This is a genomic window from Lentzea sp. HUAS TT2 (assembly GCF_051853195.1).
Taxonomy (GTDB): Bacteria; Actinomycetota; Actinomycetes; order Mycobacteriales; family Pseudonocardiaceae; genus Lentzea.
Map to the genome: position 1 here is coordinate 4,716,688 of NZ_CP196667.1, position 25,797 is coordinate 4,742,484.

The following is a 25,797-nucleotide window of genomic DNA, read 5'->3' on the forward strand; positions in this document are numbered from 1 at the left end:
TGCAACTGCGCCGAAGCCTGGGCCTGACCGACGCCGTCTTCGTCGGGCTCGGCTCGATGATCGGCGCGGGCGTGTTCGCCGTGTTCGCCCCGGCCGCCGCCGCGGCCGGGTCCGCGTTGCTCGTCAGCCTGGTGGTGGCGGGCGTGATCGCCTGCTGCAACGCGTTGTCGAGCGCCTGGCTCGCCGCCCGCTACCCCCAGTCCGGCGGCACGTACGTCTACGGCCGCGAACGACTCGGCCGCGTGTGGGGCGACCTGGCGGGCTGGGCGTTCGTGCTGGGCAAGACGGCGTCGTGCGCCGCCATGGCGTTGACCGTGGGCGCCTACGCCGGTGCGCCGAAAACCGTTGCGGTGGCGGCGATCGTGGCGCTGACCGTGCTGAACCTGACCGGCGTCCAGAAGTCCGCGCTGGTCACCAGGATCATCGTGGTCGCGGTGCTGCTCGTCCTGGTGCTGACGACCGTGACGGCTCGCGAAGCCGTGCAGCCGGCGGAGTTCTTGCCGACAGGAATCCTTCCCGCCGCCGCGCTGCTGTTCTTCGCGTTCGCCGGCTACGCGCGCGTTGCGACGCTCGGAGAGGAGGTGCGCGAACCCGCACGGACGATCCCTCGTGCCGTGGTCATCTCGCTGGCGATCACGCTGGTCGTCTACGCCGTCGTGGCTCTCGTGGCGTTGCGCGCGTTGGGCAGCGAACTGGCCGTGTCGACGCTCGCCGACGTGTCTCCCTCGCTGGCTCCCGTGATCCGGGTCGGCGCGTGCCTGGCCGCCCTCGGATCGTTGCTCTCGTTGCAGCTCGGGGTGAGCCGGACCGCGCTGGCGATGGCGCGCGACCGCCGGTTGCCCGGGGTCCTGGCGGACCTGCGGGTCGCGGAGATCGCGACCGGTGCGGTGGCCATCGCGCTGGTGCTCACCGTCGACGTCACGCGCGCGATCGTGTTCAGCTCGTTCTGCGTGCTGCTCTACTACGCGATCGCCAACGCCAGCGCGTGGACGCTCGGTAGGCGGCTCGTACCGGCGATTGGGCTGGTGGGGTGCCTGACGCTGGCCGTTGCAGTGGTCTGGCAACTTTGAATGCTCCCCGCCCTGCACGGGCTGTGCGGGGATTCTCGGCTCAGGCTGCCTGTTCGTCCGGCGGACGAACAGGTCTTGTGCCGTCGTCACCGACCGGGTTCAAACCTGCCCGGACCAGCATGACCGCCGCGGAGTTCTTGAGTGTCGGCACGGCCAGCGACCGCTTCTTGAACCGCGGCATCCCGGCACGCCGCCGCTGCGGCACCCGCTCCCGCACATCCTTGAGCGCCTTGGCACGCGACGCACTGAACTCCCGGATGACCTGCTGTTGCGCCACCGACGACCCAGCCCGCAACCACACCTGCCCGGCACGCCAGCCGGTCAGAAGTTTGTCCAACTGTGCCGGACCGCAAGTGTGAGAGTCATCGGGATTCTCGTGGTTGTGCATATGAGTCACACGCGACTGCGCGACGCACTGGTTCCACACCCATCGGCAGCGATCCCACTCCACAAGCAACAAACGACGGGTGGACGAGGACAGGCGCAGCCGTTAGGTGTACCGGGCCGCCGTCGTCTCATCCGCCATGCAAGTGAGACTATCGAACACATGTTCACCCCGTTCGTGTGATCGCGGACATCGCGCCACCAGGCCGGTTCCGTTGCCGGAGCGCACCTGCGGGAGCCCGGATTCCTCCCTGGCAACTGTGATGTGGCCCAGGTCACCTTTGATCGCGTAACGTGCGTACGGTGAAAGTGGGAACCCCCGCAGAGTCGCGGCCCGCCGAGCGCCGAGTCGCCTGCGTACCGGAAACGGTGTCGTCGTTGGTCGACGCTGGACTGACCGTGCACGTCCAAGAAAACGCCGGGCGTCATGCCCACGCCCCCGACGCCGCCTACCGCGCGGCCGGGGCGACTGTGACGCCGGAGGACCCGACGCCGGAATCCGACGTCGTGGTGTCCGTGCAACCGCTCACGATCGACCAGGCCGAGAAGCTCAAACCCGGCGCGGTCACCATCAGTTTCCTGCAGCCCCAAGGCGAGCGGGACCTACTGGACGTCTATGCGCGGCGGAACGTCACGTCGTTCAGCTTCGACCTGCTGCCCCGCGTCACCCGTGCCCAGAGCGCGGACGCCCTGTCCTCCCAGGCACTGGTCGCCGGCTACCGGGCCGTCCTGGTCGCCGCCGAACGGCTACCGCGGTTCCTGCCCATGTTCACCACCGCCGCCGGCACCGTGCCGCCCGCCAAGGTGCTCGTGCTGGGCGCCGGGGTCGCCGGTCTGCAGGCGATCGCGACCGCGCGCAGGCTCGGCGCCGTCGTGGAGGCGTACGACGTGCGCAAGGCCGCGGGCGAGGAGGTCCGCAGCCTCGGCGCGAAGTTCCTCGAACTGGAACTGGAGACCCAGTCCGGTGTCTACGCGTCCGTGCAGTCCGAGGAGTTCCTGGAACGCCAGCGAGAGCTCATCGGCGAGCACGTGGCGGCGTCCGACGTCGTGATCACCACGGCCGCGATTCCCGGTCGCAAGGCCCCGGTGCTCGTGACGACCGACATGCTCAAGGCCATGGCGCCCGGTTCCGTGCTGGTCGACTTGGCCGCGGAGTCCGGCGGCAACTGCGCTGCCTCCGTGGCGGGCCAGGAGACCTGGGTCGGTGAGGTGCTGGTGCACGGCGCGCTGAACCTGCCGTCGTCGATGCCGGTGCACGCGAGCAAGCTCTACTCGCGCAACGTGCTCAACCTGCTCAAGCTGATGATCGCGGACGGGTCGGTCGTGCCGGACCTCACCGACGAGGTGCTCGACGGCTGCTGCCTCACCCACGACGGTCAGATCCGCAAGGAGTTGCCGTGATCGACCTGCTGACGATCTTCGTGCTGGCCGTCTTCGTGGGCTTCGAGGTGGTCTCGAAGGTGTCCACGATCCTGCACACGCCGCTGATGTCCGGCGCCAACGCCATCCACGGCGTCATCCTGGTCGGCGCGATCCTGATCACCGGGTCCGCCGAGAGCACCCTGGAGTTGGTGCTCGGGTTGCTCGCGGTCTTCCTCGCCACGGTCAACGTCGTCGGCGGCTTCGTGGTGACCGACCGGATGCTGGAGATGTTCAAGCGATGACGGTCCAGCTGATGTACCTCGTCGCGTCGGTGTGCTTCATCCTGGCGCTGAAAGGCTTGAGCTCGCCCAAATACGCGCGCTACGGCAACTTCATCGGCGCGTTCGGCATGCTGGTCGCCGTCGTCACCGCGTACGTGCACGGCGTCGTCCACAACGGACTGTGGATCCTGATCGCCGTCGCGCTCGGTGTCGTGGTGGGCATTCCGGCCGCGCGGTCGGTGAAGATGACGGCCATCCCGCAGATGGTGGCGCTGTTCAACGGTGTCGGTGGCGCGGCGGCGGCACTGGTGGCGCTGGCGGAGTTCTTCGCGGTGCCGGACACCGACGTCCTGTTCCGGCTCGCGACCGTGCTGACGGTGCTGATCGGCTCGGTCAGCTTCTCCGGTTCGGTGGTCACGTTCCTGAAGCTGCAGGAGCTGATGACGACCCGCCCGGTGCTGTTGCCGGCCGGTCAGCAGCTCGCGATCGCGGCGGCCGCGTCGTCGGTCGCGTTGGGCGCCTTGGTGATGGCGGTGCCGAACGGGTTCCTGCTGTGGTTGCTCGCGGTCGTCGGGCTGGCGCTCGGTGCGTTGTTCGTGCTGCCGGTCGGTGGCGCGGACGTGCCGATCGCGATCTCGTTGCTCAACGCGTTCACCGGCCTCGCGGTCGCGGCGTCGGGTTACGTGCTGGCGAACACGCTGCTGATCGTCGCGGGCACGCTCGTCGGCGCGTCCGGCACCATCCTGACCCGGTTGATGGCGCAGGCGATGGGACGGTCGCTCGCGAACATCCTGTTCGGTGCGTTCAAGGCGACGACCGTTGCCGTGCAAGGGGAAGAGCAGCGCACGGTCAAGTCGGGCACGGTGGAGGACGTCGCGATCCTGTTGGGGTACGCGAACAACGTGGTCGTCGTGCCCGGTTACGGACTCGCTGTCGCGCAGGCACAGCACGCCGTGCGCGAGCTCGTGTCGCAGCTCGAACGGCGTGGAGTCTCGGTGGCGTACGGGATCCATCCCGTCGCGGGCCGCATGCCGGGGCACATGAACGTGCTGCTGGCCGAGGCGGACGTGCCGTACGAGCAGCTCAAGGAGCTCGACGACGTCAACCCCGGCATCACGTCGGTCGACGTGGCCGTGGTGGTCGGCGCGAACGACGTGGTGAATCCGGGCGCGCGGGACGAGCCGACGAGCCCGATCTACGGCATGCCGATCTTCGACGTGGACCGCGCGAAGTCCGTGGTGTTCATGAAGCGCTCGATGCGGCCGGGGTTCGCGGGCGTGGACAACGAGCTGCTCTACAACCCGAAGACGACGCTGCTGTTCGGGGACGCGAAGGACTCGCTCACGAAGCTGCTGGCGGCGGTGAAGCAGCTCTAGTCAGCAGTTCGGTCACCTCGGCCGCGGTCAGCGCGGGCAGCAGCCCGATCACGCCGTCCGCGCCCGCCAGTCGCCAGTGCTCGGCGTCGGCGAGGGTGTGCACCTCGTCGACGCCGAACCGCACACCGAAGCCGTGCACGGTCGTGATCAGGGCGCGCATCGCCTGGTGCAGCGGGGAACCAGGGCTGGGCGCCGGCGCGCGGGTGATCACCGAACGCACCGGCAGCTCGGTCAGCACGGCCAGTTCGTCGTGGCCGCCGCGGAACCCGTCGAGCGCGGTGACGATGCCGTTGTCGTGCAACACCACGGCGTTGTCGTCGCCGGCCAGCACCGACGAGATGTCGAGCGCGATCCGCAGCCGTTCCGGCGGCAGGCCCGTCTCGTCCAGCGCCCGTTTGACGTCGGCGACCAGGTCCTCGTCGCGGGACTGCAAGGCGCCCAGCGCGATGTGCAGCGTGGGCGCCCCGTCACCGAACGCCTCGACCCAGCTCGCGGCCTGCGCGCACGCCTCGCGCAACAGCCAGCGGCCGATCGGCAGTGACAGGCCCGTCGAGTCGGCCAGAGCCATGGTGTCGTTGTGGCTCAGGTCGTCCCAGTGCAGCCGGGCGACGGCGCCGAGCACCTCGCTGGTCTCCAGGTCGTGCACCGGCGCGTAGACGATCTCGATCTCGCCGTGCTCCCACGCACCTGGCATCGACGCGGCCAGCGCGTACTTGCCGCGGCGGCGCGCGTCGTCGTGCGGGTCGTGCAACGCCCACTGCCGCTTGCCGCGCGCTTTCGCCTGGCGCAGCGCGGCATTGGCGCACCGCATGAGCTCACCGGCCGTCGCGAACGACGGCGGGCGGTCCACCACGCCGATGCTCACCGACAGCGCGATGCCGTGATCGTCCACAAAGGTCGGTTCGCCGAGCGCGTCCTGGATCTCGTCGATGGTCGAGGTGACCGTGTCCGAGACCGTCAGCAGCGCGAACTCGTCGCCGCCGATGCGCGCCAGCACCGCGTTCTTCTCGGCGGCGAGCTTGCCCAGGCGGTTCGCGACGATCTTGAGCAGTTTGTCGCCCGTCTCGTGGCCGAGGCCGTTGTTGACGACGGAGAACGCGTCCAGACCCAGGTGGTACAGGGTGATCGGGGTGCCGTCGAGCTGCCGTTCGACCTGGGAGAGGAAGTGCTGGCGGTTCGACAGGCCGGTGAGCGAGTCGTGCAGCAGCTGGTGGTCCAGGCTGCGTTGCAACAGGTGCAGCTCGCTGATGTCCTCGACCATCGTCACGTGGTGCGTCGGTTCGCCGTCCGCGTCGCGGAGCACGGACACGGCGAGATGCACCCACACCGGCTCGCCGTCCGCCCGGATCAGCTTGCGCTGGTCGCGGAACCTGTCGAGGCGCCCCTCCTGCACCTTGCGGTACGAGGCGCCCAGGGCGGCCACGTCCTCGGGGTGGTAGAACTCGCGCAGGTCGCGGTCGTTGATGTCGTCGCCCGACTCCAGTCCCACGATCTCGGCCAGCGCGTCGTTCGCCTGCACGCACCTGCCGGTGAAGTCGGTGATCGCGATGCCCAGGGCGGCGGAGTCGAACACCTCCTGGAAGCGTGCCAGGCTGACCTGCAGCGTGCGCTCGACCCGTTGCTTGGCCCGCACTATCGCGACCTTGATCTGCTCCTGCTGGTCGAACGCGTCCAACCGCATCGCCTGCGCGTACGCGCCGCTCAACCGGGCCAGCACAGGTAGTTCGAACGTGGGCGAGAGCACCTCGATCGTGGCACGCAACGAGTCGGGTCCGGTCGCGTGCAGTGACACCAGTCGACGGGCGACCGATTCAGGTGACTCCGGCAACTCACGCAGTGAGTCGAGCAGCGCCTGCTCGATCTCGGCGTAGGACAGCGGGATGTACGCGGTGGACGTCAGCGCGTGCACCCAGCGGGCGGCGAGTTCCGGAAGTTCCATGCTGTTCACAGAGCGTACGGATTCACCGGCGTGCGGCCAACAACGACAAGCGGGCTGGGCTACAGCTTGCGGCCCACCGCCGCGTAGATGCCCGCCTTGTCCGGATCATCGGTGTTCGCGCCCTCCGGCTGCCACAACGGCGTCGGCACGATGCCGGGCTCGACCAGTTCGAACCCTGCGAAGAGCGCCGCGATCTCGCTCTTCGTGCGGGGGTGCATCGGGTTCTGGCTCTTCTTCATGACCTCGACGATCCCGGCCATCTCCTCGGGCTGCAGGTCCTGGGTGAACTGCGAGACCGCGAGGTAGCTGCCCGCGGGCACGGCGTCGCGGTACGCCGCCACGATCGCCTCCGCCCCGGCCTCCGGCGGCACGAAGTGGAACACCCCGGCCGTGAGCACGCCGACGGGCTGTTCGAAGTCGATCAGGCCGCTGTCCCGCGCCGCCAGCAGCACGGCGTCGGGCCTGGTCATGTCCTCCTGGACGATCGCAGCGAGCGGGTCGTGCTCCAGGATGAGCTGGCTGTGCGCGACCGCGACATCCTCGAAGTCCACGTACACGACGCGGGCCTCGGGATCGGCCTTGCGGGCGATCTCGTGCACGTTGCCGACCGTGGGGATGCCGGACCCGAGGTCGAGGAACTGGCGGATGCCGTGATCCATCATGAACAGCACGGCCCTGCGCAGGAACGCCCTGTTCAGCCGCGCGATCGTGCGGGCGTTCGGCTGGGCCTGCAGGAACTTCTCCGCGAGTGCGCGATCGGCCGCGAAGTTGTGCCCTCCCCCGAGCAGGTAGTCGTAGAGGCGGGCGGCACTGGGCCTGCCCGTGTCGACGCCTTCCGGAACCCAGCTCACCCGTTCAGACATGTGACCAGGCTACTGAGACGCCGCACGCGTACGGCAGGGCTTGAGCGCCATTGGTCCATCAGAACCGCTGCTATCACTGGAAAGTGTGAATCAACAACGTCGCCACGGCCACGCCCAACGCCGTGCCGAGCCCTCGCGCGACGTTGACCAGCCCGCTCCCGACCCCCGCCGCCCCTTCCGGCAGCGCGCCCATGACCCGTTTCGTGCAGGCGGGCGCGATGATCCCGAGCCCGATGCCGGCGACGACGAGCTGAACCACCTGCGGCACAGGCAGAAGCAACGCGACCGCCGCGATCAGCGCCCCGGTCCTGACGCCGGGCCTGCTCAGCAACGTCGCCGCGACCGCGAACCCGAGCGGCAGCGCGGCGACCGTGAGTCCTATATGTGCCAAGGGTTGTTTCATGGTGAACGGCAGCAACGTCATAGGCGCGAACAACGCGGCATAGGTGAGCAGCACACCGACCAGCCCCGGCAGGACTTTCAGTGACGGTTTTCCCTTGTCGCGCGCGGTCTTCGTGCGGGGGAGCAGGTAGTGGCCCGCGATCATGGCCGTGATCCCGATGGGCACGTTGATCGCGAACACGGCCTGCCACCCGAAGTTCTCGGTGAGGTACCCGCCGAGCAACGGCCCCGCCGCCAGACCCACGGCCTGTGCCGCCGCCTGCACCCCGAGCGCCTTGCGCCGCTGCTCGGGCGCCACCGCCGTGGTGACCAGCGCGACGCTGTTGGCCTGCAACATCGCCGCCCCCACCGCCTGCGCGATCCGCGCCGCGATGAGCGCGTCGAACCCCGGCGAGTACACGCACGCCACGGACGCCCCGGTGAACAACGCGAAGCCGTAGATGTAGACGATCTTGCGCCCGACCCGGTCCGCGATCCTGCCCATTGGGACGAGCAGCGCCACGAGCGTGATCAGGTAGCTGAGCGAGATCCACTCGGGATCGGCCTGGAAGTGAGCACCCATCGCGGGGAACGCCAGCGTGACGATCGAGGCGTCGAGTTGGCCCATGAAGGCGCCGAAGCAGACCGTCGCGATGACCAGCCAGGGCGCGTACGACCGGCGGGCGATCCACGCCGGTCTGGGCGACTCCGTGACGAACCAGTTCATCGTGGTCCGATTATATCTGACACAGAGCTATTGCCGGGAGTTCAGTAGTATTTCCGCATGTCAGACGAAGCCCGCACGCTCACCGACGTCGTCACTCGCCTGCGCCGGGCGTTGCGGACGAGCATCCGGGCCGACTGGCCGTGGGAATCCCTGCCGATGGCGCAGGTAGAGCTGCTGCAGACCCTCGCGGAACGCCCGCCGATGAAGGTCGGCGACCTCGCCGCGGCCCTCCGGCTCGCCCCCAACACGGTGTCCGGACTGGTGTCCCAACTGATCGACTCAGGCCTCGTGGTGCGCGGCGGAGACCCCAAGGACAGACGGGTAGCGCGGCTGTCCGTCTCACCCCGTGGACACGAACAGCTGCTCGTCTGGCAGCGCGAGCACGAGAAGCGGATCGGCGCCGCACTGGGCAAACTGGAGTCGTCCGAGCGCGAGGACGTCGTGCGCGCGCTGAAGGCCCTGGACCACCTGGTGGAGCACCTTGCAGAGCCCACGACCTGACCGGCCGCTGGCGTTCGTCTCGCTGGTGTCGCTCGGCGGCGGGCTCGGGGGAGTGGCGCGCTACGGCCTGTCGGTGCTCGTGCCGGGCGCGTGGGGGCTGTTCGTCATCAACGTGCTGGGGTCGTTCTTGATCGGCGTGCTGATGGGGCTGGTGCCTCGGCCGTTGGTGCGCGCGTTCTTCGGGGTCGGGGTGTTGGGCGGGTTCACGACGTTCTCGTCGTACGCGGCCTCGTGGTCGTGGGCTTTGGTCGCCACGCCGGTTTGTGCTGTGGGGGCGGCGTTTCTCGGGTTGCGGGTGACGCGGTGACCGCGCTGGTGGTGTTCCTCGGGGCGGCTCTCGGTGCGCCGGCTCGCTATCTGCTGGACCGGTTCGTGCAGTCGCGGCACTCGTCGGACTTCCCCCTCGGGACTCTGACGGTGAACGTCGTGGGGTGCCTGCTGATCGGGTTTGTCGTTGGTACGTCTTGGATGCCGCTGCTCGGGATCGGGTTCTGCGGTGGGCTCACGACCTACTCGACGTTCAGCTACGAGACGGTGAAGCTGCTGGAGGCGGAGAGGTATCGGCCGGCGTTGTTGAACGTGCTGGTCAGTGTTGTGCTCGGAGTGGGCGCGGCAGCGATCGGCCTCGCCCTGGCGCACTGACCGGGGAAGCCTGGGGGCTGACGCCACCCAGGCTCCCGGCCGGCTACGAGATGTTCTTCAGGCGCGACAACATGTCCGGCAGCGTGCCGGTGTGCACGACACCGAGCCGTTGCGTCGCACGCGTCAACGCGACGTACAGATCCGAAGCCCCTCGCGGCGACTCCGAAAGGATGCCGTCCGGATCCACCACGACCACCGAGTCGAACTCCAGCCCCTTGGCGTCGGTCACCCCGAGCACCACGACCTGGGCCTCCTCCAGCTCGTTGCCGACGGACGAACCCGGCACCGACTCGGCCACGGCGGACCCCACCACGGACAGCAGCGCGGCCGGCACGATCACCGCGATCTTGCCGTCGCCGACCGCCGCCACCTCGCGGGCGATCAGCGCGGGCACCTCGGACGAGTACGACGACACCGTGGCGACCCAGGGGGCGACGCCGGTCTCGCGCACCGACGTCGGCGGCACGAGAGCGGGGTCCACCGACGCGAGGACGTCCGCGGCCACCTCCATGATCTCGGCCGGCGTGCGGTAGTTGACCGACAGTTCCGTGAGGCGCCAACGGTTCTGCACGTACGGCGACAGCACGGAGCCCCATGAGGTCGCACCGCCGATGTCGCCGGTCTGTGCGATGTCGCCCACGACCGTCATGGACTTGCTGGGGCAGCGGCGCATCAGCGTGCGCCACGCCATTGCCGACAGTTCCTGTGCCTCGTCCACGATGATGTGGCCGAACGTCCAGGTGCGGTCGGCTGCTGCGCGTTCCGCCGCGGTCTCGTAGCGGTCGACGCCGTGGCGTTCGGCCAGGCGGTACGCGTCCATCAGGTCCGAGGCCATCAGCATGTCGGGGTCCGCGTCGTCATCGAGGTCGAGGATGTCGAGGACTCCCTGCGCGTACTCGACGGCCTGGCGGCGCTGGCGTTCGGCGCGGGCCTTGGCCTCCGTGTCGTCCTCGCCGAGCAGCTCGGCGGCCTCGTCGAGCAGCGGGACGTCGGCCGGGGTCCAGTCGTCGGTGGTCCGGTGCAGCAGGTCGCGTTCCTCGCGGGTGAACTTCGTCATCGCGCGGTTGCGGCGCTTCGGGTTCCGGTAGAGCTCCGAGAGCAGCGAGAACGGCGTCAGCACCGGCCACAGCGACGAGATCGCGGCCTGGACCTCCTCGGACTCGCGCAGCTCGCGGCGGATGTCGTCGATGTCCGCCTTGTCGAGCAGGTGCCCGCCCAGCCTCCCGGCGACCATGCCCGACAGGGTCGAGATGATCTCGCGGGCGAACGTGCGGCGTGCCTCGTTGTGCGCTCGGCGGGTGCGGCGGGCCCTGCCCCTCGCCTCGGCGATGGCGCGCCGGTCCAGGCGCAGCACGTCGTTGTCGAAGCGGATCTCGACGAACGGCGGCGCCTCCTGGCGGTCCCGCACGGCCGCGGCGATCACGTCGGCCATCTGCAGGCGGCCCTTCACCGCTGCCGCCGCCGCTGACTCCCGGCCGGTGGCGGTCAGGTTCGGGTAGAGCTCGCCGACGGTGGACAGGAGCACACCCGTCTCACCGAGGGACGGCAGGACCTGACTGATGTATCGCAGGAACGTCGTGTTCGGGCCGACGACCAGGACACCGCGTTTCGCCAGCTGTCGACGGTGTGTATACAGCAGGTATGCGGCTCGGTGCAGGGCCACGGCGGTCTTGCCGGTGCCCGGTCCGCCCTGCACGACGACGACGCCGTTGAGCTCCGAGCGGATGATCTTGTCCTGCTCGGCCTGGATCGTGGCGACGATGTCGCTCATCTGGCCGGTGCGCGACTCGTTCAACGCCGCGAGCAGGGTCGCCTCGCCGGTCAGGCTGTCCTTGGCCGAGCGGTCGACCGAGTTGATGTCGAGCACCTCGTCGTCGAGGCCGATCACCTTGCGCGAGCGGGTCCGCAGGTGCCTGCGCCGCCGCACGCCGTCAGGGGAGGCGGCGGTGGCGAGGTAGAACGGCCTGGCGGCGGGTGCGCGCCAGTCCATCAGCAGCGGCTCGTATTCCTTGTCCTCGTCGAACAGACCGATTCGGCCGATGTAGAAGCGGTCTTCGTTGTGGAAATCGAGCCGGCCGAACGCGAGACCGTTCTCGACCGCGCTGTACTGGGCCAATTGATCTGTGTACATCGCGACCGACGTGTCGCGCTCGGACCGCATCTGGTGCGTGCCGCCGGTTTGTCGCAACGATTGTGCGAGTCGTTTCGACGTCTGTTCGCGGAGGTCGTCGAGCCGGCCGTACAACATGGCCACGTATTCCTGCTCCGGCTCCATTTCGGCGAGCCGGAGGTCATCGGAGGGGCTTGACAACTTGCCTCTTTTCTCGATATCATGCGGCGTCGGATTTTATTCCGATTCGCATTGTCCTGCCCGCGCCGGGTTCGCGTGAGCGCAGACTGTCTAATCTACACGCATATCAGCGTGGTGCAGGTACGCCTTACGCAGCAGTGTGGCCAACGTATCGCGCTCGTGCGGGGTCAACGGCGCCAGCAGCTCTTCCTCGTACGCCCAGGCCGCCTCCAGACGTTCCCGCAGCGCCTGTCTGCCCCCGTCGGTGATCGACACGGTGAACCGCCGCCGGTCTCTCTCGTCGCGTCTGCGCTGGGCGAACCCGAAGCCTTCGAGGTCGTCGAGCACCGAGACGAGGTCGCTCGGGTCCATCCGCACCCGGTCGCTGATCCGCTTCTGCGCCACCGCCTCCTGCTCGGAGAGGTACGCGAGCACCGTCAGGTGGGGGCCGCGCAGGTCCGCGCGGCCGATCCGGCGAGCTTCGCGCACCAGCCCGAGCATGAGGTAGCTGGGGAGACGCAGAAGCTGATCGATGCTCATGTCCTCAGTCTAGAAAAGATCTGTCCCTCGATCGTGGATAGCGCTGCGTGATGAACGCCCCCGGACGAGGGCCGACAGGGTGAGCGTTGGGGTGACGTTTCTCCGCAAACCACCAGGAAACGGCAAGGTGGGGGTATGACGCGTGCGGAGATCGTCCGGCTCGCCCGCTGTGTGGTGCGCCGGCCTCGGTGGCAACTCGTCGTCGCGGTCCTGCTGTCCGCGTGGACACTCGCGTGGGTGCTCGGTCAGCTCGCCGACGAGCCCCTGAGCCCGCTCGGTCTGCTGGCCTGGACCGGCATTCCCCTCGATTCGGCATCCCTATGGGCTCGGGAACGCGCTGAGGTCCTCGCCTGGCTCGCCACGCTCGGCGGCCTGAGCTGGGCGGCCACCACCGAACAGGGTCAGCTGCCCGCTCTGGCGGGGTGGTTCGCGGTGCTGGTCGCGGGCGAGGCGGCCGGGTACGAGCACGCGGTGCAGAGGGCGATCCTGAGCATGGTCGTGTTCCTGCTCGTCCTGGCGGCCGTCTCGATCACCGGACGCCGCGCGTTCGTCGTCGACCGCGTCGCCGTCATGCCCAAGGACGTTGTTCGAGCAGGCATCACCGCCGCCGTCCTGACCGCCGTGGTGCCGCTCATCGCCCCTGGCCTGGCCGTGACCCGGCTCGTCCGCCCGTACGTGACGAAACCGCCGCGCCAGCTGAGGCGGGTTGAGGCCCCGTTGCTGCGGGAAACCGGATGAGGTGAGCGACTACCTGCCCCCTCCCGCACCGCCGCGCAGTGCGCTGACCTTGCGGTTGTGGCTGGCCGGGTTCGGTCTGGTCTTCAACTCGGTGGCGGGCTGGCTGGCACTGCGAGCTGACCTCGGGTGGCTCGCGGTCCTGCTTTTACTACTCGCCGTCGTGTGCCTCGTGGACTTCGGCTGGGTGGTTCATCGCAAACGGCGCGGAGAGCCCGGCTGAAACCTGTCAGGAACCTGTGCTGGGCAATAAGCGCTGTTATGGATAAAGATGTCGGCGTGCATGAAGATCCGGCAAAAGGCAGGTTAGCCAGGGTGATGCGTCGCCAGCCTGTGCAACAGCGCGGCGCGGCAACTGTCTCCGCGATCCTGGACGCTTGTGCGAGCCTGCTGAACGAATACGACTACGACGACATCACGACGGCTCGCATCGTCGATGTGGCCGGAGTGCCCATTGGTTCCTTCTATCAGTACTTTCCCGACAAACGATCTGTCGTGCACACCCTGGCGCTTCGCGGTATGGAGACCTATCTCCGGGAGGCCGAGGAGCTGTTCGCGTCGGATCTGATCGCGGACACGTGGCGCGAGGCCATGACGCAGGTCGTCGCGCTGTACATGCGGATGCTGCACGAGGTGCCCGGCTTCGGGCGGGTGCGGTTCAGCGACATGCTCGACAGCCACCGCCTCGACTCGAGCGTCGACCAGTACGAGCTCATGGCCGAGCGGCTGGCGGAGATGTTCGTCAACCGGTTCGGCGCGCACGGCGACGCCCCGGTGATGCTGACGTTCCGGATCGCCGTGCAGACCGCGGACGCGCTGTTCAAGCTCGCCGAACGGGTCGACGAGGACGACCGCGCGTACGTGGTCGGCACGGCGAACGAGCTGCTCAGCGGCATGCTCGGGTCCGTGCTGGAGAAGCCACGGGATCCGGCTCAGAGCCCGTAGGACTCCAGCAGTCGCAGCCACACCTCGCTGATCGTCGGGTACGAGGGCACCGCGTGCCACAACCGGTCCACGGTGACCTCCCCGACGATCGCGACGGTGGCCGAGTGGATCAGCTCGGCGACGTCCTGACCGACGAACGTGACGCCGACCAGCGTCCGCGTGCGCTCGTCCACGACCATCCGCGCCTTGCCCTTGTAGCCGTCCGCGTGCAGCGACGACCCGGCGACCGCGATGTCCAGGTCGACGACCTTGATCTCACGGCCCTGAGCACGCGCCTCGGCGGCGGTGTGCCCGACGAACGCCACCTCGGGGTCGGTGAACACGACCTGCGGCACCGCCACGTGGTCCGCCCAGGCCTGACCGGCCGACCACTGCTTCGGCTCGAACCCGCGGGACCGCTCCAGGATCGCCGTGCCCGCGGCCCGGGCCTGGTACTTGCCCTGGTGCGTCAGCAACGCCCGCCCGGTGACGTCACCGGCCGCGTACAGCCACCGGCCGTCCACACCGGACACCAGGCAGGAGTCGTCGATGGTCAGCGGCTTGCCGTCCTTGGTCGCCGGCACGCGGCCGGTCGCGACGAGGATGTGCGACCCCTGGACGACCCTGCCGTCCTGCAACGTCAGCTCGCCCGGCTTGATCGAGGACGCCCGCCCGTTCAGCAGCACCTCGACGCCGTCTTCCTCCAGGCCCTCCACGACCATGGGCCCGACGAACTCCTCCAGCCTCGGCAGCGGCCGGTCCCCGGACACGACCAGCTTCACCTTCGACCCGAGCCGCGCCCACGCCTGCGCCATCTCGACACCGACGACACCACCACCGAGCACCACCAGCGAGTCCGGCACCTCCCGCGCCGACGTGGCGTCCCGGGAAGTCCACACGGGAGTGTCGGCGAGACCGTCCAGCGGCGGCATCTTCGGCACGCTGCCGGTGCACACCACCACGGCCTGACGAGCCCGGTACACCTCGCCGCCGACCGTGACCTCGCGCTCGCCGGTGACCTCACCCTCACCGCGGATGACGTGGATGTTCTCCGACTCGGCCCACTTGACCTGGCCGGTGTCGTCCCAGTTCGAGGTGAACCCGGTGCGCCGCTCCAGCACCGCGGCCGCGTCGAGCGACCCGCCCACCACGCCCTTGACCCGCTTGGCCGCCGCGAGCGCGTGACCGGAGCGCAGCAGCGCCTTCGAGGGCATGCACGCCCAGTACGAGCACTCGCCGCCGACGAGCTCCTTCTCGATCATGGCCGTGGACAGGCCTCCCGCGGCCGTCCGCCAGGCCACGTTCTCACCTACGGGTCCACCACCGATGACGATGACGTCGAAGTCCATGGCGCCACATTAGGCCTGGATCATGAAAGCCACATGAGGCAGAAGGGGTGCCCGACCGGATCCGCGTACACCCGGAACCAGCCGTCGGTGTCCTTCTGCAGCAGCCGCGCGCCGAGTGCCAGCACCTTCGGCTCCGCCTCCTCCACGTCGTCCACCAGGACGTCGAGGTGGACCTGTTGAGACGCGTGCGGATCCGGGAACACCGGCGGCTCGTACTCGGCGGCGAGCTGGAACGCGATCCGCGTGCCGTCGGCGACGATCACGACCCACGTCTCGTCGCCGCCGGACAGGCGTTCGGCCCCGAGCAGTTCCTCGTAGAACGACGCGAGCGCGGAGGGGTCCGGGCAGTCGAGCACGACAGAACGAAGTTGTCCGACCATGCCCTTCACCCTCTACCGGGTGGCGGGCAGCCGCAACGCGCGCTTGGCGATCGGGTCGAGACTGGGATCGCCCGCGCCGCCGGTCCACACCGCGAACGCCAGCGTCACGTGGCTTCCCTTGGTGCTGTTCGCGAAAGCCGCGTTCTCCAGCGGTTTGCCGTCCAGCCCCTGCACACCGCCGGACCCAGGCAGCGCGACGACCGCGTGCAACGACTTGGCGCTGGGAGCGTCGTACAGGTCCATGTCCGCCACCATCACGGTGGCCTGCTTGCCCTGCACCGTCGTCTCGTAGGTGGCGCGCAGCAGCACGCCGCAGTCGTTCGCGATCAGCCACGCCTTCACGTCGCCGAACGCCTGCGTCTCGCAGTCCTGGTCCTTCTTCATGTCCTTCGGCACGAACGTCGTGCCGTCCACGACCACCGACGTCGGCTGCGTCGAGGTAGGCGCCGGCGTCGCGTCGGCCGGCTTCTCGTCGCCGGGCAGCGCCACCACCAGCCAGCCGACGAGGATCAGCGCGACCACCGCCGCGACCGCGAGGTACGGCCAGGTCAGCTTGCCCGGCAAGCGCTTGCGGGAGAGCAGCGGCCGCATCGCGGCCTTGGGGATCAGCATCGTGTTCGCGGACGCGAGGTCGGAGACCGCGTCGCTGAAACCCTCGGAGAGCAGCGTCCGCGCGTCCGGCGGCGTGCCGGTGTTCTGCAGGATCGCGAGGAGCTTCACGGCGTGATCGGCCGTGCAGGGCACCGTCGACGTCGCGAGCTCGCGGGCCGCACTGAGCAAAGTGGACGGTTTGGGGTGCAGCACCCGCACACCGCGGTTGAGGTCGACCGTCGGCTGCACGACCTGGCCCACGAACGGGCCGACCGCGACGACGGTGCTCACCGGGAGCGGTTCCGCGCGCATGGCCTGGATCCGCTGCGCCACCGCGGTCGCCGCCGCCACGGCCTCGGTCGCCGGGTTCGGTGAGCCGTCCTGGGAGACCAGCGGCCAGCCGTCGATCGTCCACTGACCGCCGAGCGGCGCCTCGAGCTTCAGCGCGGGGTCTGGCAGGTCGACGCCGACGATCACGAGCACGCCCTTGGGCAGCACGACGATCGCGTCCAGGGGCACCGGACAGTCGGGTGGTTGCACGCCGATGAGCGCAACGCCCCCCAGAGCCTGGGTACCCGCGCCGCAGGCCGTGAGGGCGGCACGGACGTCCGCCCCAATGGCCGAAGGTTCCGCGCCCAGACGGATCAGCCGCACGAGTCCCTACCTTTCCGCACGGGGGGACACCGTAGCGGTCCGGGGTCGTCCCAACGCAGCCGGTGGAGACATTGGGTGATGCCCGTCACCGATAAGTGGATCACTCGTTAGATGGATTGCCTGCCAATGTTCACGGAGGGTCCATGTACAAACGCGCTGCATCGCTCGCTGTGCTGCTGGTGGCCGTCGCATCCCCTGTCGCGACGGCCGCGGAGACCTCGACGGTCTACGTCCACGGAACCGACATCGCCGCCGCTGAACAGGCGGTCGAGGCCGCCGGTCTGCAGAAGCTCACGAGCTTCCGCAAGATCGGTGTCGTCGCCGCGCGGGGTGACTCCGCGCGGATCTCCACCGCCAGGGCCAAGACGGGCGTGACGCGCGTCGAGGTCCAGAAGCAGGTCAGGTTCCTCGGCTCGACCTCGCACACCGCCACGCGCGGCCTGGACGCCCGCAACAGCCTCGGGCTGACGGGCGCGGGCGTGTCGGTCGCCGTGATCGACTCCGGCGTCGACCCGAACCACCCGTCGTTCGGCGGCCGGATCGTCCGCAACCTGAAGAGCCTGTGCCTGGACGGCTCCACGCAGACGAACTGCATCGTGCCGGTGCCGAACTTCCTCGACACCGACACCACGTCGCTGGGCGGCCACGGCACGCACGTCACCGGCATCGCGATCGGCGGCGACGTGCAGACCACCGGCGGACCCGTGATCCGCGGCGCGGCGCCGGGTGCGAAGGGCGTCGTGATCTCGACCGGCGCGGCGATCCTCATCCTCGGCGCGGACGCCGCGCTGAACTGGGTGCTGGAGAACCACGACGCCCCGTGCGGCGCCGGTGTGCCCGCTTCGACGTGCCCGCCGATCAAAGTGATCAACAACTCCTATGGGCCGTCTGGCGGCAGTGCGTTCGACCCTGAGTCGGTCACTGTCAAGCTGCAACGACAGCTCGTGGCCGAGGGCGTCGTCGTGGTGTGGGCGAACGGCAACGACGGCGGCGATGGTTCAGCGAACCTGTCCAACCCGCCCGGCGTGGACCCGACCCCCGGCGTGATCTCGGTGGCCTCCTACAACGACCAGGAGACCGGCACCCGCGACGGCACCCTGTCCGACTTCTCCTCGCGCGGTCTCGCCACGGACCCCGCGACGTGGCCGGACATCTCGGCGCCGGGGGAGAACATCACCTCGTCCTGCCGGCTCTACCTGCCGATCTGCGCGACCGGCCTGAAGCCGCAGAACGGGCCGGGACTGCTCGATCTCGGCACGTTCAACACGATCAGCGGCACCTCGATGGCGGCACCGCACATCGCCGGGATCGTCGCACAGCTGTTCCAGGCCAAGCCTTCCGCGACCCCCGCCGACATCGAGCGCGCGCTGAAGTCGACGGCGTACAAGTACGGCACCGGCTACGGGCCCGTCGGGCCCTTCACCTCGTCGTTCGACAAGGGCACCGGTCTAGTCGACGTGGTGGCCGCGGTAAACGCTCTGTAGATCACGATCAGGCATCACTCGGCCGGGAGATCGGGACTTAAGACCTGTATCTGCCCCGGTCGGGTGATGATCGAGCTGGTTCTTATGGCGGACTTGCCTCAAGTCGAGGCAGAATGCAGCGAACGGGTTCCACGATGATCACCTCACTCTCGGCAAAGGCGTAGGGGAAGACGTCCCTCGTCGAGTAGCGGAGGTCAGCAGTGAGCACCCGTGGCAGCACCAGTGGCGTGGTTTACGTCCACTCGTCGCCGTCTGCGGTCTGTCCGCACGTCGAGTGGGCGATCTCGGGCACCCTCGGTGTCCGGGTAGACCTCAGGTGGGCAGCGCAACCAGCGGCACCAGGCCAGTTGCGCGCTGAATGCGCATGGACCGGAGACGCCGGCACCGGCGCCAAACTCGTGGCTGCGCTGCGCGCGTGGCCCATGCTCAGGTTCGAGGTGACCGAGGAACCGTCCTCCGGTCAGGACGGCGAGCGTTTCTGCTTCGCGCCCGTTTTGGGGCTGTGGCACGCCCGTACGTCGGCGAACGGCGACATCGTCGTGAACGAGGACCAGCTGCGCTCACTGGCCGTCCGTGCCAGAGGCGGGGAGTCCTTCGCGCACGGCGTCGACGAGCTGCTCGGTGCCGCGTGGGACGACGCGCTGGAACCGTTCCGTCGCGCGGGCGACGGCGCCCCGGTGACCTGGCTGCACCGCGTCGGATGAGTCCTGAGTGGACCCCGCTCACCGTTTGGGCAGCGGGGTTTCTTCTCGGTGCGTGGGGTCCCAGGCCAGCATGAGCTGCCCGTAGAGCGCGGACGTCTTGAGCAGGTGCTCGTGGGTGCCGAGCAACGGCCTGCCGCCGTCCATGACCAGCACGCGGTTCGCTCGCAGCGCCGAGCTCAGCCGGTGCGCGATCACCACGAGAATTCCCTCCCGTTGCGCGAAAGCCCGTTCGACCCTGGCCTCCGCCGCGGGATCCAGATGTGAGGTCGCCTCGTCGAGGATGATGACGCTCGCGGACGTGACGTAGACCCTCGCGAGTGCCAGAAGCTGCGCCTCACCAGCGGAAAGTCCCTCCCCGCCGTGGCCGAGCGCGGCGTCCAGACCGCCGAGGGAGTCCAGAAGTGGTTTGGCGCCAACCTTTTTCGCCGCCTCGACGAGGTCCTCGTCGGTGGCCCACGGCGCGAAGAGCGTGAGGTTCTCTCGCACCGTGCCCGTGAACAGGTACGTCTCCTGCGGGATCAGAGCGATCGCGTGGTGGCGGACCGCGGGGGCCACCTGGTCCACCGGGGCACCGCCGAACAGCACAGACCCGTTGTCCGGTGGCATCAGTCCGGTGAGCAGACTGGCCATTGTGGACTTGCCGATGCCGGACGGTCCCACCACCGCCAGGTGGTCGCCGGGACGCAGGTCGAGCGACAGGCCGCGCACCACCGGTTCCGCGTCCGGGCTCCAGCCGAACGTGACGTCCTGCAGCACGAACTCCCCGTTCACAGGGGTTTCGGCACCGATCTTCTCGTCGGTGCGAGGTGCGGCTTCCTGAAGTCGTTTGAGCGCGACCATCAGTCGCATCACGACCGTGCTGGTCGTGCGGGCCAGACCGTGCAACGCGGGGTTCACGCTGTTGGTCAGGTAGACGACCGCCGCCAGGACCGCGCCCGTGGTGAGCTGTCCCGAGGCGACCAGCGGGGGAGCGAACGCCACCAGCAGCACGACCGGTGCGAAACCGCCGGTCGCGATCACCGTGGCGCGCAACGAGTTCGCCCACGCGACGTGGATCGTGGCCCTGGCCTGCAGGTTGATCTGCTTCGCGACGTCGCGGTAGGCCTCGGTGGACGCGTCGCAGGCGGCGACGTCACGCAGCCCGGTGAGCACCGAACCGGACGCTTCCGCGGTGCGTTCGTCCGCCATCACGGCGTCGCGCTGTCGTTTGGCCAGCGAGGGCAGCATCAGTCCGAAGAGCAGCAACGCGGCCACGATCGGCAGCACCACCAGCCAGATCAGCGCGGCGGCGGTGGTCGCGAGGCCGATGAGCGCGGCGATCGTCGTGACCAGAAGGGCACGGGCCTGCACCAGGACGCCGGCGGTGGCGTCGCGGACCACCTCGACGTGCCGGGTGATCATGGCGACCGCGCTGGCGTCCGGTGTGCGGCGGTGCGACGGGTCGTTCAGCACGCCCTTCACGACCCGTGTGACCAGGGCGTCGCGCATCGGTTCGACGACGGCGCCGAGCCGCGCGAACACCTGTCGTTGACCCAGCGCGCCCGCCACCGCGAGCGCCGCGAACGCGAGCAGCCACAGCACTCCGGCCAGCGGATCCCCCGCCGCGAAGCCCTTGTCCACGGCGGTGCCGACGAGTCTGCCGCCGAAGAACGCCGGGATGCCTTCGAGCATGGACCAGCCGAGCAGGATCAGCACGCCCCTGCGGTGTCCTGCCAGCGTGGAGAGGTAGAAACGCATCACTCGCCTCCGGTGAACACGGCGCGGTAGTCCTCGTCGTGCCACAGCTGTCGATGGGTGCCGGTGCCGCGGATCCGGCCTGCCTCCAGCCACACCACAAGGTCTGCCCTCGCGGCCGTGGCCGGGCGGTGCGTCACGACCACGCGGGTCCTGCCGGGCAGCGCCGTGGTGAGCGCTTTGTCCACTTTGGCCTCGGTCACGGTGTCCAGACTCGCGGTGGCGTCGTCGAGCACGAGCACGTCCGGATCGCGGATGATCGCGCGGGCCAGGCCGATCCGTTGCGCCTCACCGCCGGACAGCGGGGCGTCGGCCACGGGTGTCTCGTAACCCTGCGGCAGACGGATCAGCACGTCGTGCACCTGGGCGGCGACGGCGGCGTCGCGCACCTGGATCTCGTCGGCGTCCGTTCCATAACCGATCGAACGACCGATGGTGGTGCCGAGCAGCGCGGGGCGTTCGAAGGCGTAGCCGACCGAGTCGTGTCCGACGACCTCGCCCGCGTCCACAGCGGACAGTCCGCCGAGCGCCGCGGCCAGGGTCGACTTGCCGGCGCCGGAACTGCCGACGACCGCGGCGAACGTGCCGGCAGGGATCATCAGGTCCACGTCGTGCAGCGCGTCGCCGACGCTGACGTTCCTGAGCTCGATGACCCCGTTGGACGGCTTGGGGACCGGGCGCCTCGGCGCCGGGGTGTCGAGGACCTCGGCGATCCTCGCGGCGCTGGCGCGGGTCCGTTCCAGCACGGTCAACTGGGTCATCTGGCCGACGATGCCCATGCCGAGCGCCGCGTAACCGAGGGCGGCGAGCACGTCACCGGTGCTCAGCCTTCCTTGCATCACACCGAAACCGGCGGCGGTGAGGACCGCGACCTCGACGGCGGGCAGCAGCAGTCCGGCCCGCCACATCATCTTCGCCTGGGTGCGCCACATGCCGGCGCCCGCCGCGGCGAGCCGGGGGAGCGGCTCCAGCACGCGGTTCGTCTCGCGCTCGGCGATGCCTGCGGCCGCGATCGTGCGCAGTCCGGACACCGAGTCGAGCAGCCGCGCACTCACCTCGCCGGACACTTCCTGGTACGCCAGGACGTCGTCCGCGGTGAGGCGCATGTGCGTGCGGACGAGGTAGCCGGCCAGGGGGGCGCTGACGAGGAACACCGCCGCGAGCCGCCAGTCCAGCAGGGCCAGTGCGATCACCGAGCCGACCGACGACACGGCGGTGACGGCGAGCCCGATCACGGTCACCGCGATGGCGCCCGCGTTGCCGCAGTCGCCTGTGACACGGCTGACGGCGTCTCCCGCGGCGAACGGAGAGGGGTGACCGAGAGTGAGCAGATGTCTGGTCAGTCCGCGCCGGAGCCAGGCCGTGGCGCGGGAGGTGATGCTCGCGGCGAGCACGATGCCGATGGCGTCGCCGAGGATCTCGACACCCGCCAGCACGAGCAGGAAGACGATCGTGGCCAGCACGAACGTTCCGCTCAGCGCCATGTCGACGGCGCCGGCGAGCGCGGCGGGGAGCAACAGGCCGCCGGTCGTGGCCACGGCGGCGTTCAGGAGCAGCAACCACGGGCGGTAGTCGCGTTTGACGGTGGAGAGCAACAGCTGGTCACCGGGTTTGGTCATCGGCTGTTCCTCCGAGGCTCATCTGGGCCCATCATGAGACGAGGGGCCCGGCAGCTGGCCGGCTGCCGAGCCCCTCTTCAGGCGGGTGAGCGGCATACTTCGCCTATGCCGCTCACCGGCCGTTCACGTGCTGGTGGAGCTAGATCAGCACAGCAGCAGGGACGCGCTGCTGTGGCTGCACGGGAGCAGCAGCGAGGCGCTCGACGCGGTGGTCGAACCGCCGCCGCCACCACCCGAACCGCCGGCCATCATGTTGGCGGGGGCCTCGGGGGTCTCGAGGTCCTGCATGTCAAGGATGAAGCCCATGACACTATCTCCTAGTTTCGAGGGATCGATCTCTTTGGTGCTACCGGTCCGCGAGGACCGGCGTTCGTGAGCCCAGGAAGGGCAGTGGTGCGCGGTCGTCCACTGTGGACGCGATGGCGAGCAGAACGCCCGCACCGCCGGTGTTGAGGTCCATGGAGAGCCGGCGCAGCTGCACGCCGGGGAACGCGAGCCCGCCGCCGTACCGCGTGGCGTGCCAGCCCAAAGCCTTGAGGTGCTGGCCGATGGCGCGCTCGAAGCGTTCGTTGGGCTGGTGGCGCGTGGCGTGCGCCAGCGTGGCGAGCAGTCCGGCCCTGCCCAGCGTGAACGCGGGCTGGATGACGAACTCGCCGGTGCAACCGGTGAGCAGCTCGGGCAGCTTCTCGACGCACGGCCGTTCCGGAGCCAGCTTGGCGAACTCCGTGAGCACCAGTGCGATGCCCGCGCCGCCGATTCCCACGTACGGCAGGCTTCGCAGCGTTCCGTCGCGCACCTGCAGCGAACCGTCGAGCGCGATCATCGTCTCGGCCAGGTCGCGTTCCAGCGCCTGCTCGGACAGCTCGAGCCAGCGGCGTTCCGCGGTGTGCTCGAACATCCGCAGGAAGAACAGAGCCGGTCCCGACCAGCCGTGCAGCAGGCCGGCCTTGGCCTTGTCGGCCGGTTTCGGTGCCTCCGCGAGTTGCTTCGCGAGCCGTTCGGCGAGCTGCTCGGCCTGCGCCGCGTAGCCGTCGTCGTTCCGGTTCGCCGCGAAGTGCAACAGGTTCAGGCCGATGCCGGACAGACCCGCGCTCAGCCCGTGGTCCTGAGTGGACGGTACGAGCTCCGCGTAGCTCTCGACGATCTCGGTCGCGAAGTCGTGGTGGCCGAAGTTCTCCAGCACGTGCGCGATGCCGTGCGCGCCGACGTAGAAGCCGGGCTGCTTCGGCGGATCTCTCCTGACCGCGTTGATCAGCCAGTCCTCGTGCTCGGGGAAGCGGCCCTCGCCGGACTCCGCGAGTGCGTGCAGCACGCCGGCCGCGCCGTACCCGAAGCCCGTGCCACCGGTCTCGAACTGCTCGATGTCACCGGGGAAGAGCCGGTCCTCGCGCTGGGGCGTGGCGCTGTGCAGGATCGCCGTGGCGATCTCCTTGCGCACCAACGCCCAGTCGGGAGTCGCCTCGTCGAACTCGGTGAACGCCGGGTCCGTGGGAGGGTCGACGCGCGGGGTGAGCACGTCGACGATCGGCGCGCAGTACTCGTCGCTGAGCCCGAAGCGGTCCTGGACGACCTTGACGTGCTGCCTGATCTTCGCCGGCGCCAGTTCCAGCACCGTGTTGAGCGGCAGGAAGATCCAGAGCCGGAGCGCGGCGAGCGGGTGCGCGTCGATGTCGAACCCGTCGCGGTCCCGCGGCGCCTGGAATCCCGGCGCGCCGAGCGTGGGCTTGCGGACTGCGTCGATCGTCGAGCTGAGCTCGAAGTCGATGAGCGAGATCTCGTCGTCCTCGGTGACGAGGATGTTGAGCGTGTGCAGGTCACCGAACACGACGCCGCGCTCGTGCACCTCGGCCATCAGGCTCTCGACCCGGTCGACCATGGCGAGCGCGCGGGCCTTGTACTCGGAGATCGTCTCGTCGCTGACGTCCTTGTGCGTCAACGGGTAGTGCCTGCCGAGCCACTGCCCGAGCGAACGGCCGGGCATGAACTCCATGGCGACGAAGAGGTGCTCCCACTCGGTGAAGCGGTCGTACACCTCCGGCACACCCTTGATGCCCTGCAGCTTCGTGAGGATCTCGTACTCGCGCTCCAGCCGGACGACAGCGTCCTCGCCGTCGCGGTCGAGCCCGGCGTGCGGCCGCGCTTCCTTGAGCACGACCTCCTTGCCGTCGGACTTCCTCGTCGCGAGGTAGACGCCGCCACCGTTGGAGAAGTGCAGCGAGCTCTTGATCTGGTACGGGAACTGCTCTGGGTCACCGGCGTTGCGCTCGTCGAGGTGCGGCTTGAGGAACGCCGGCAGCTCGATCCACTCGGGCAGGCTGAAGACGGGCTTGCGCTTGTCCGGGATGAGCGTGCCGTCAGCGCCCTCGATCGCGAGCACCTGCTGCCCGTCGACCTCCAGCCACTGCTCGGCGAACCCGCCGTAACGCACGTACAGAGGTCCCTTGCCGAAGCGCAGGTCGCTCAGGATGTACGCGCCGTGCTCACCTTCGAGCACCTGGGCGAGCCCGGCGAGGATCTCCTCGAGGTGCGCGGTGTCGACCGGGTAGATCGTGACCAGCTTGCCGCTGCCCTCGCGGGGCGCGTACTTCGAGTTGCGGGCCAGCACGATCGACATCGTCTGCAGGTACTTGAAACTGATGCGGCGCTCGACGCAGTAGTCGAAAGTCGCCTTCAGCACCCGGCCGGCGTTGTCGAGTCCAGCGGAAACGTGGATCTTCCACCCTTGGTTGGGGAGCTGTACCCCGCTCGGGTGGTGGTGTCGCCACACGTTGCGCTCAGCCGTCACCCAGTCGGGTGGGAGCGCGGGGAGTTCGGTGGAAAAGTCGTCCTTGGAGGTGCTTTCGGTGCTGCTCTGCAGATCGTAGAACTGCCGATCGGCGAAGCAGTACGCCTCGTATCTGAGGTCCACCGAATTCCCCTCCCCGACTCGTTTTCGTTTCTTTGATGCCGCATATTTCCGCACAATCTCGCGGCTATGGGGAATCCGCCGTTAGGGTCATATGGGTCGCCCGTTCGTGTCCGAAAGAACCTCGGTTACCGAGGCGTATGTCACGTCACGTGATGAGGTTTGGGCCCATCTCACCCGGTTGAGATGTTTGCTGCCGGACCCTTCGCCGGACGTATGTGGGGTTTTCGCTAAACGGCACCGGACAGTTTCCGATCAGAGGTGCCTCTGAGCTGCAAAATTCCAGGCGGAGCCCGACGCATAGTTAGGTGCGTACAAGTGCTGTGTACGCGCTGTGGCGACTGCTCTTTCCGAGTGAAGCC

At 68.9% G+C, this 25,797-nt stretch carries 25 protein-coding genes; 12 read left to right on the forward strand and 13 right to left on the reverse strand.

What is annotated here, in order from left to right:
• The first annotated feature begins 5 nt into the window (after positions 1-5).
• Positions 6-1,070, forward strand: coding sequence for an APC family permease (locus tag ACSHWB_RS23690; RefSeq protein WP_439664655.1), 1,065 nt, complete (start codon positions 6-8; stop codon positions 1,068-1,070).
• Positions 1,071-1,110: 40 nt separating this feature from the next.
• On the opposite strand, the gene ACSHWB_RS23695 is transcribed toward ACSHWB_RS23690, so the two are convergent.
• Positions 1,111-1,407 (reverse strand): hypothetical protein, encoded by a 297-nt coding sequence (locus tag ACSHWB_RS23695; RefSeq protein ID WP_439664185.1) that lies wholly within the window; start codon positions 1,405-1,407, stop codon positions 1,111-1,113.
• Positions 1,408-1,757: 350 nt separating this feature from the next.
• On the opposite strand from ACSHWB_RS23695, the gene ACSHWB_RS23700 reads away from it, so the two are divergent.
• Genes ACSHWB_RS23700 through ACSHWB_RS23710 form a run of 3 tightly spaced genes read left to right on the forward strand, consistent with a single transcriptional unit; the run spans position 1,758 to position 4,473 of the window.
• Entirely contained in the window at positions 1,758-2,855 is a 1,098-nt protein-coding gene (locus ACSHWB_RS23700; RefSeq protein WP_439664186.1) for a Re/Si-specific NAD(P)(+) transhydrogenase subunit alpha, read from the forward strand.
• Positions 2,852-3,118 (forward strand): NAD(P) transhydrogenase subunit alpha, encoded by a 267-nt coding sequence (locus ACSHWB_RS23705; RefSeq protein ID WP_053737731.1) that lies wholly within the window; start codon positions 2,852-2,854, stop codon positions 3,116-3,118. The genes ACSHWB_RS23700 and ACSHWB_RS23705 overlap by 4 nt, the downstream gene beginning before the upstream one ends.
• Entirely contained in the window at positions 3,115-4,473 is a 1,359-nt protein-coding gene (locus ACSHWB_RS23710; RefSeq protein ID WP_439664187.1) for an NAD(P)(+) transhydrogenase (Re/Si-specific) subunit beta, read from the forward strand. The genes ACSHWB_RS23705 and ACSHWB_RS23710 overlap by 4 nt, the downstream gene beginning before the upstream one ends.
• Here the strand turns inward: ACSHWB_RS23710 and ACSHWB_RS23715 are convergent.
• The 3 genes from ACSHWB_RS23715 to ACSHWB_RS23725 all read right to left on the reverse strand — a co-directional run bounded on the left by ACSHWB_RS23715 (position 4,439) and on the right by ACSHWB_RS23725 (position 8,383).
• Entirely contained in the window at positions 4,439-6,412 is a 1,974-nt protein-coding gene (locus ACSHWB_RS23715; RefSeq protein ID WP_439664188.1) for a putative bifunctional diguanylate cyclase/phosphodiesterase, read from the reverse strand. The two genes, ACSHWB_RS23710 and ACSHWB_RS23715, sit on opposite strands and share 35 nt — an antisense overlap.
• A gap of 59 nt (positions 6,413-6,471) precedes the next feature.
• Positions 6,472-7,275, reverse strand: a complete 804-nt coding sequence (locus ACSHWB_RS23720; RefSeq protein WP_439664189.1) for an SAM-dependent methyltransferase — start codon at positions 7,273-7,275, stop codon at positions 6,472-6,474.
• Between the two features lie 73 nt (positions 7,276-7,348).
• Positions 7,349-8,383: an MFS transporter gene (locus ACSHWB_RS23725; RefSeq protein ID WP_439664190.1), complete on the reverse strand. Its 1,035-nt coding sequence runs from the start codon at positions 8,381-8,383 to the stop codon at positions 7,349-7,351.
• A gap of 57 nt (positions 8,384-8,440) precedes the next feature.
• Between ACSHWB_RS23725 and ACSHWB_RS23730 the strand changes: the two genes are divergently transcribed.
• The 3 genes from ACSHWB_RS23730 to crcB are packed head-to-tail and all read left to right on the forward strand — an operon-like array spanning position 8,441 to position 9,526.
• On the forward strand, positions 8,441-8,884 hold the full coding sequence (locus ACSHWB_RS23730) for a MarR family winged helix-turn-helix transcriptional regulator (RefSeq protein WP_258950829.1): 444 nt from the start codon (positions 8,441-8,443) through the stop codon (positions 8,882-8,884).
• Positions 8,865-9,191 carry a fluoride efflux transporter FluC gene (locus tag ACSHWB_RS23735; protein WP_439664191.1) on the forward strand — a complete coding sequence of 109 codons (327 nt, stop codon included), beginning with the start codon at positions 8,865-8,867 and terminating at the stop codon, positions 9,189-9,191. Before ACSHWB_RS23730 ends, ACSHWB_RS23735 begins: the two co-directional genes overlap by 20 nt.
• The gene (gene crcB / locus ACSHWB_RS23740; RefSeq protein ID WP_439664192.1) at positions 9,188-9,526 is read left to right on the forward strand and encodes a fluoride efflux transporter CrcB; all 339 of its coding nucleotides are present in this window, start codon (positions 9,188-9,190) and stop codon (positions 9,524-9,526) included. Before ACSHWB_RS23735 ends, crcB begins: the two co-directional genes overlap by 4 nt.
• Positions 9,527-9,569: 43 nt before the next feature.
• On the opposite strand, the gene ACSHWB_RS23745 is transcribed toward crcB, so the two are convergent.
• On the reverse strand, positions 9,570-11,801 hold the full coding sequence (locus ACSHWB_RS23745; protein ID WP_439664656.1) for a HelD family protein: 2,232 nt from the start codon (positions 11,799-11,801) through the stop codon (positions 9,570-9,572).
• Between the two features lie 126 nt (positions 11,802-11,927).
• Positions 11,928-12,356, reverse strand: coding sequence for a MarR family winged helix-turn-helix transcriptional regulator (locus ACSHWB_RS23750; RefSeq protein ID WP_439664193.1), 429 nt, complete (start codon positions 12,354-12,356; stop codon positions 11,928-11,930).
• Between the two features lie 135 nt (positions 12,357-12,491).
• Between ACSHWB_RS23750 and ACSHWB_RS23755 the strand changes: the two genes are divergently transcribed.
• The 3 genes from ACSHWB_RS23755 to ACSHWB_RS23765 all read left to right on the forward strand — a co-directional run bounded on the left by ACSHWB_RS23755 (position 12,492) and on the right by ACSHWB_RS23765 (position 14,036).
• Positions 12,492-13,094, forward strand: coding sequence for a hypothetical protein (locus ACSHWB_RS23755; RefSeq protein ID WP_439664194.1), 603 nt, complete (start codon positions 12,492-12,494; stop codon positions 13,092-13,094).
• A 1-nt stretch (position 13,095) separates the two neighbouring features.
• Entirely contained in the window at positions 13,096-13,314 is a 219-nt protein-coding gene (locus ACSHWB_RS23760; RefSeq protein WP_439664195.1) for a DUF6343 family protein, read from the forward strand.
• 95 nt (positions 13,315-13,409) lie between these two features.
• Positions 13,410-14,036, forward strand: coding sequence for a TetR/AcrR family transcriptional regulator (locus ACSHWB_RS23765; protein ID WP_439664196.1), 627 nt, complete (start codon positions 13,410-13,412; stop codon positions 14,034-14,036).
• On the opposite strand, the gene ACSHWB_RS23770 is transcribed toward ACSHWB_RS23765, so the two are convergent.
• Genes ACSHWB_RS23770 through ACSHWB_RS23780 form a run of 3 tightly spaced genes read right to left on the reverse strand, consistent with a single transcriptional unit; the run spans position 14,024 to position 16,989 of the window.
• Entirely contained in the window at positions 14,024-15,364 is a 1,341-nt protein-coding gene (locus tag ACSHWB_RS23770; protein WP_439664197.1) for a dihydrolipoyl dehydrogenase family protein, read from the reverse strand. The genes ACSHWB_RS23765 and ACSHWB_RS23770 overlap by 13 nt on opposite strands.
• Positions 15,365-15,384: 20 nt before the next feature.
• On the reverse strand, positions 15,385-15,744 hold the full coding sequence (locus tag ACSHWB_RS23775; protein ID WP_439664198.1) for a VOC family protein: 360 nt from the start codon (positions 15,742-15,744) through the stop codon (positions 15,385-15,387).
• 12 nt (positions 15,745-15,756) lie between these two features.
• The gene (locus tag ACSHWB_RS23780) at positions 15,757-16,989 is read right to left on the reverse strand and encodes a hypothetical protein (RefSeq protein ID WP_439664199.1); all 1,233 of its coding nucleotides are present in this window, start codon (positions 16,987-16,989) and stop codon (positions 15,757-15,759) included.
• A gap of 143 nt (positions 16,990-17,132) precedes the next feature.
• Between ACSHWB_RS23780 and ACSHWB_RS23785 the strand changes: the two genes are divergently transcribed.
• Positions 17,133-18,473, forward strand: a complete 1,341-nt coding sequence (locus ACSHWB_RS23785) for a S8 family peptidase (protein ID WP_439664200.1) — start codon at positions 17,133-17,135, stop codon at positions 18,471-18,473.
• Between the two features lie 200 nt (positions 18,474-18,673).
• The gene (locus ACSHWB_RS23790) at positions 18,674-19,177 is read left to right on the forward strand and encodes a DUF3145 domain-containing protein (protein WP_030474501.1); all 504 of its coding nucleotides are present in this window, start codon (positions 18,674-18,676) and stop codon (positions 19,175-19,177) included.
• A gap of 18 nt (positions 19,178-19,195) precedes the next feature.
• Here ACSHWB_RS23790 and ACSHWB_RS23795 read toward each other — a convergent pair whose 3' ends face one another.
• From ACSHWB_RS23795 to lanKC, 4 genes are all read right to left on the reverse strand, one after another.
• A complete protein-coding gene (locus ACSHWB_RS23795; protein WP_439664201.1) occupies positions 19,196-20,914 on the reverse strand; it encodes an ABC transporter ATP-binding protein in 1,719 nt (572 codons plus the stop codon).
• Entirely contained in the window at positions 20,914-22,530 is a 1,617-nt protein-coding gene (locus ACSHWB_RS23800; RefSeq protein WP_439664202.1) for an ABC transporter ATP-binding protein, read from the reverse strand. The genes ACSHWB_RS23795 and ACSHWB_RS23800 overlap by 1 nt, the downstream gene beginning before the upstream one ends.
• 144 nt (positions 22,531-22,674) lie before the next feature.
• A complete protein-coding gene (locus tag ACSHWB_RS23805; protein ID WP_093600243.1) occupies positions 22,675-22,836 on the reverse strand; it encodes a SapB/AmfS family lanthipeptide in 162 nt (53 codons plus the stop codon).
• Between the two features lie 40 nt (positions 22,837-22,876).
• Positions 22,877-25,438, reverse strand: coding sequence for a class III lanthionine synthetase LanKC (gene lanKC / locus ACSHWB_RS23810; RefSeq protein WP_439664203.1), 2,562 nt, complete (start codon positions 25,436-25,438; stop codon positions 22,877-22,879).
• Positions 25,439-25,797 lie beyond the last annotated feature (359 nt).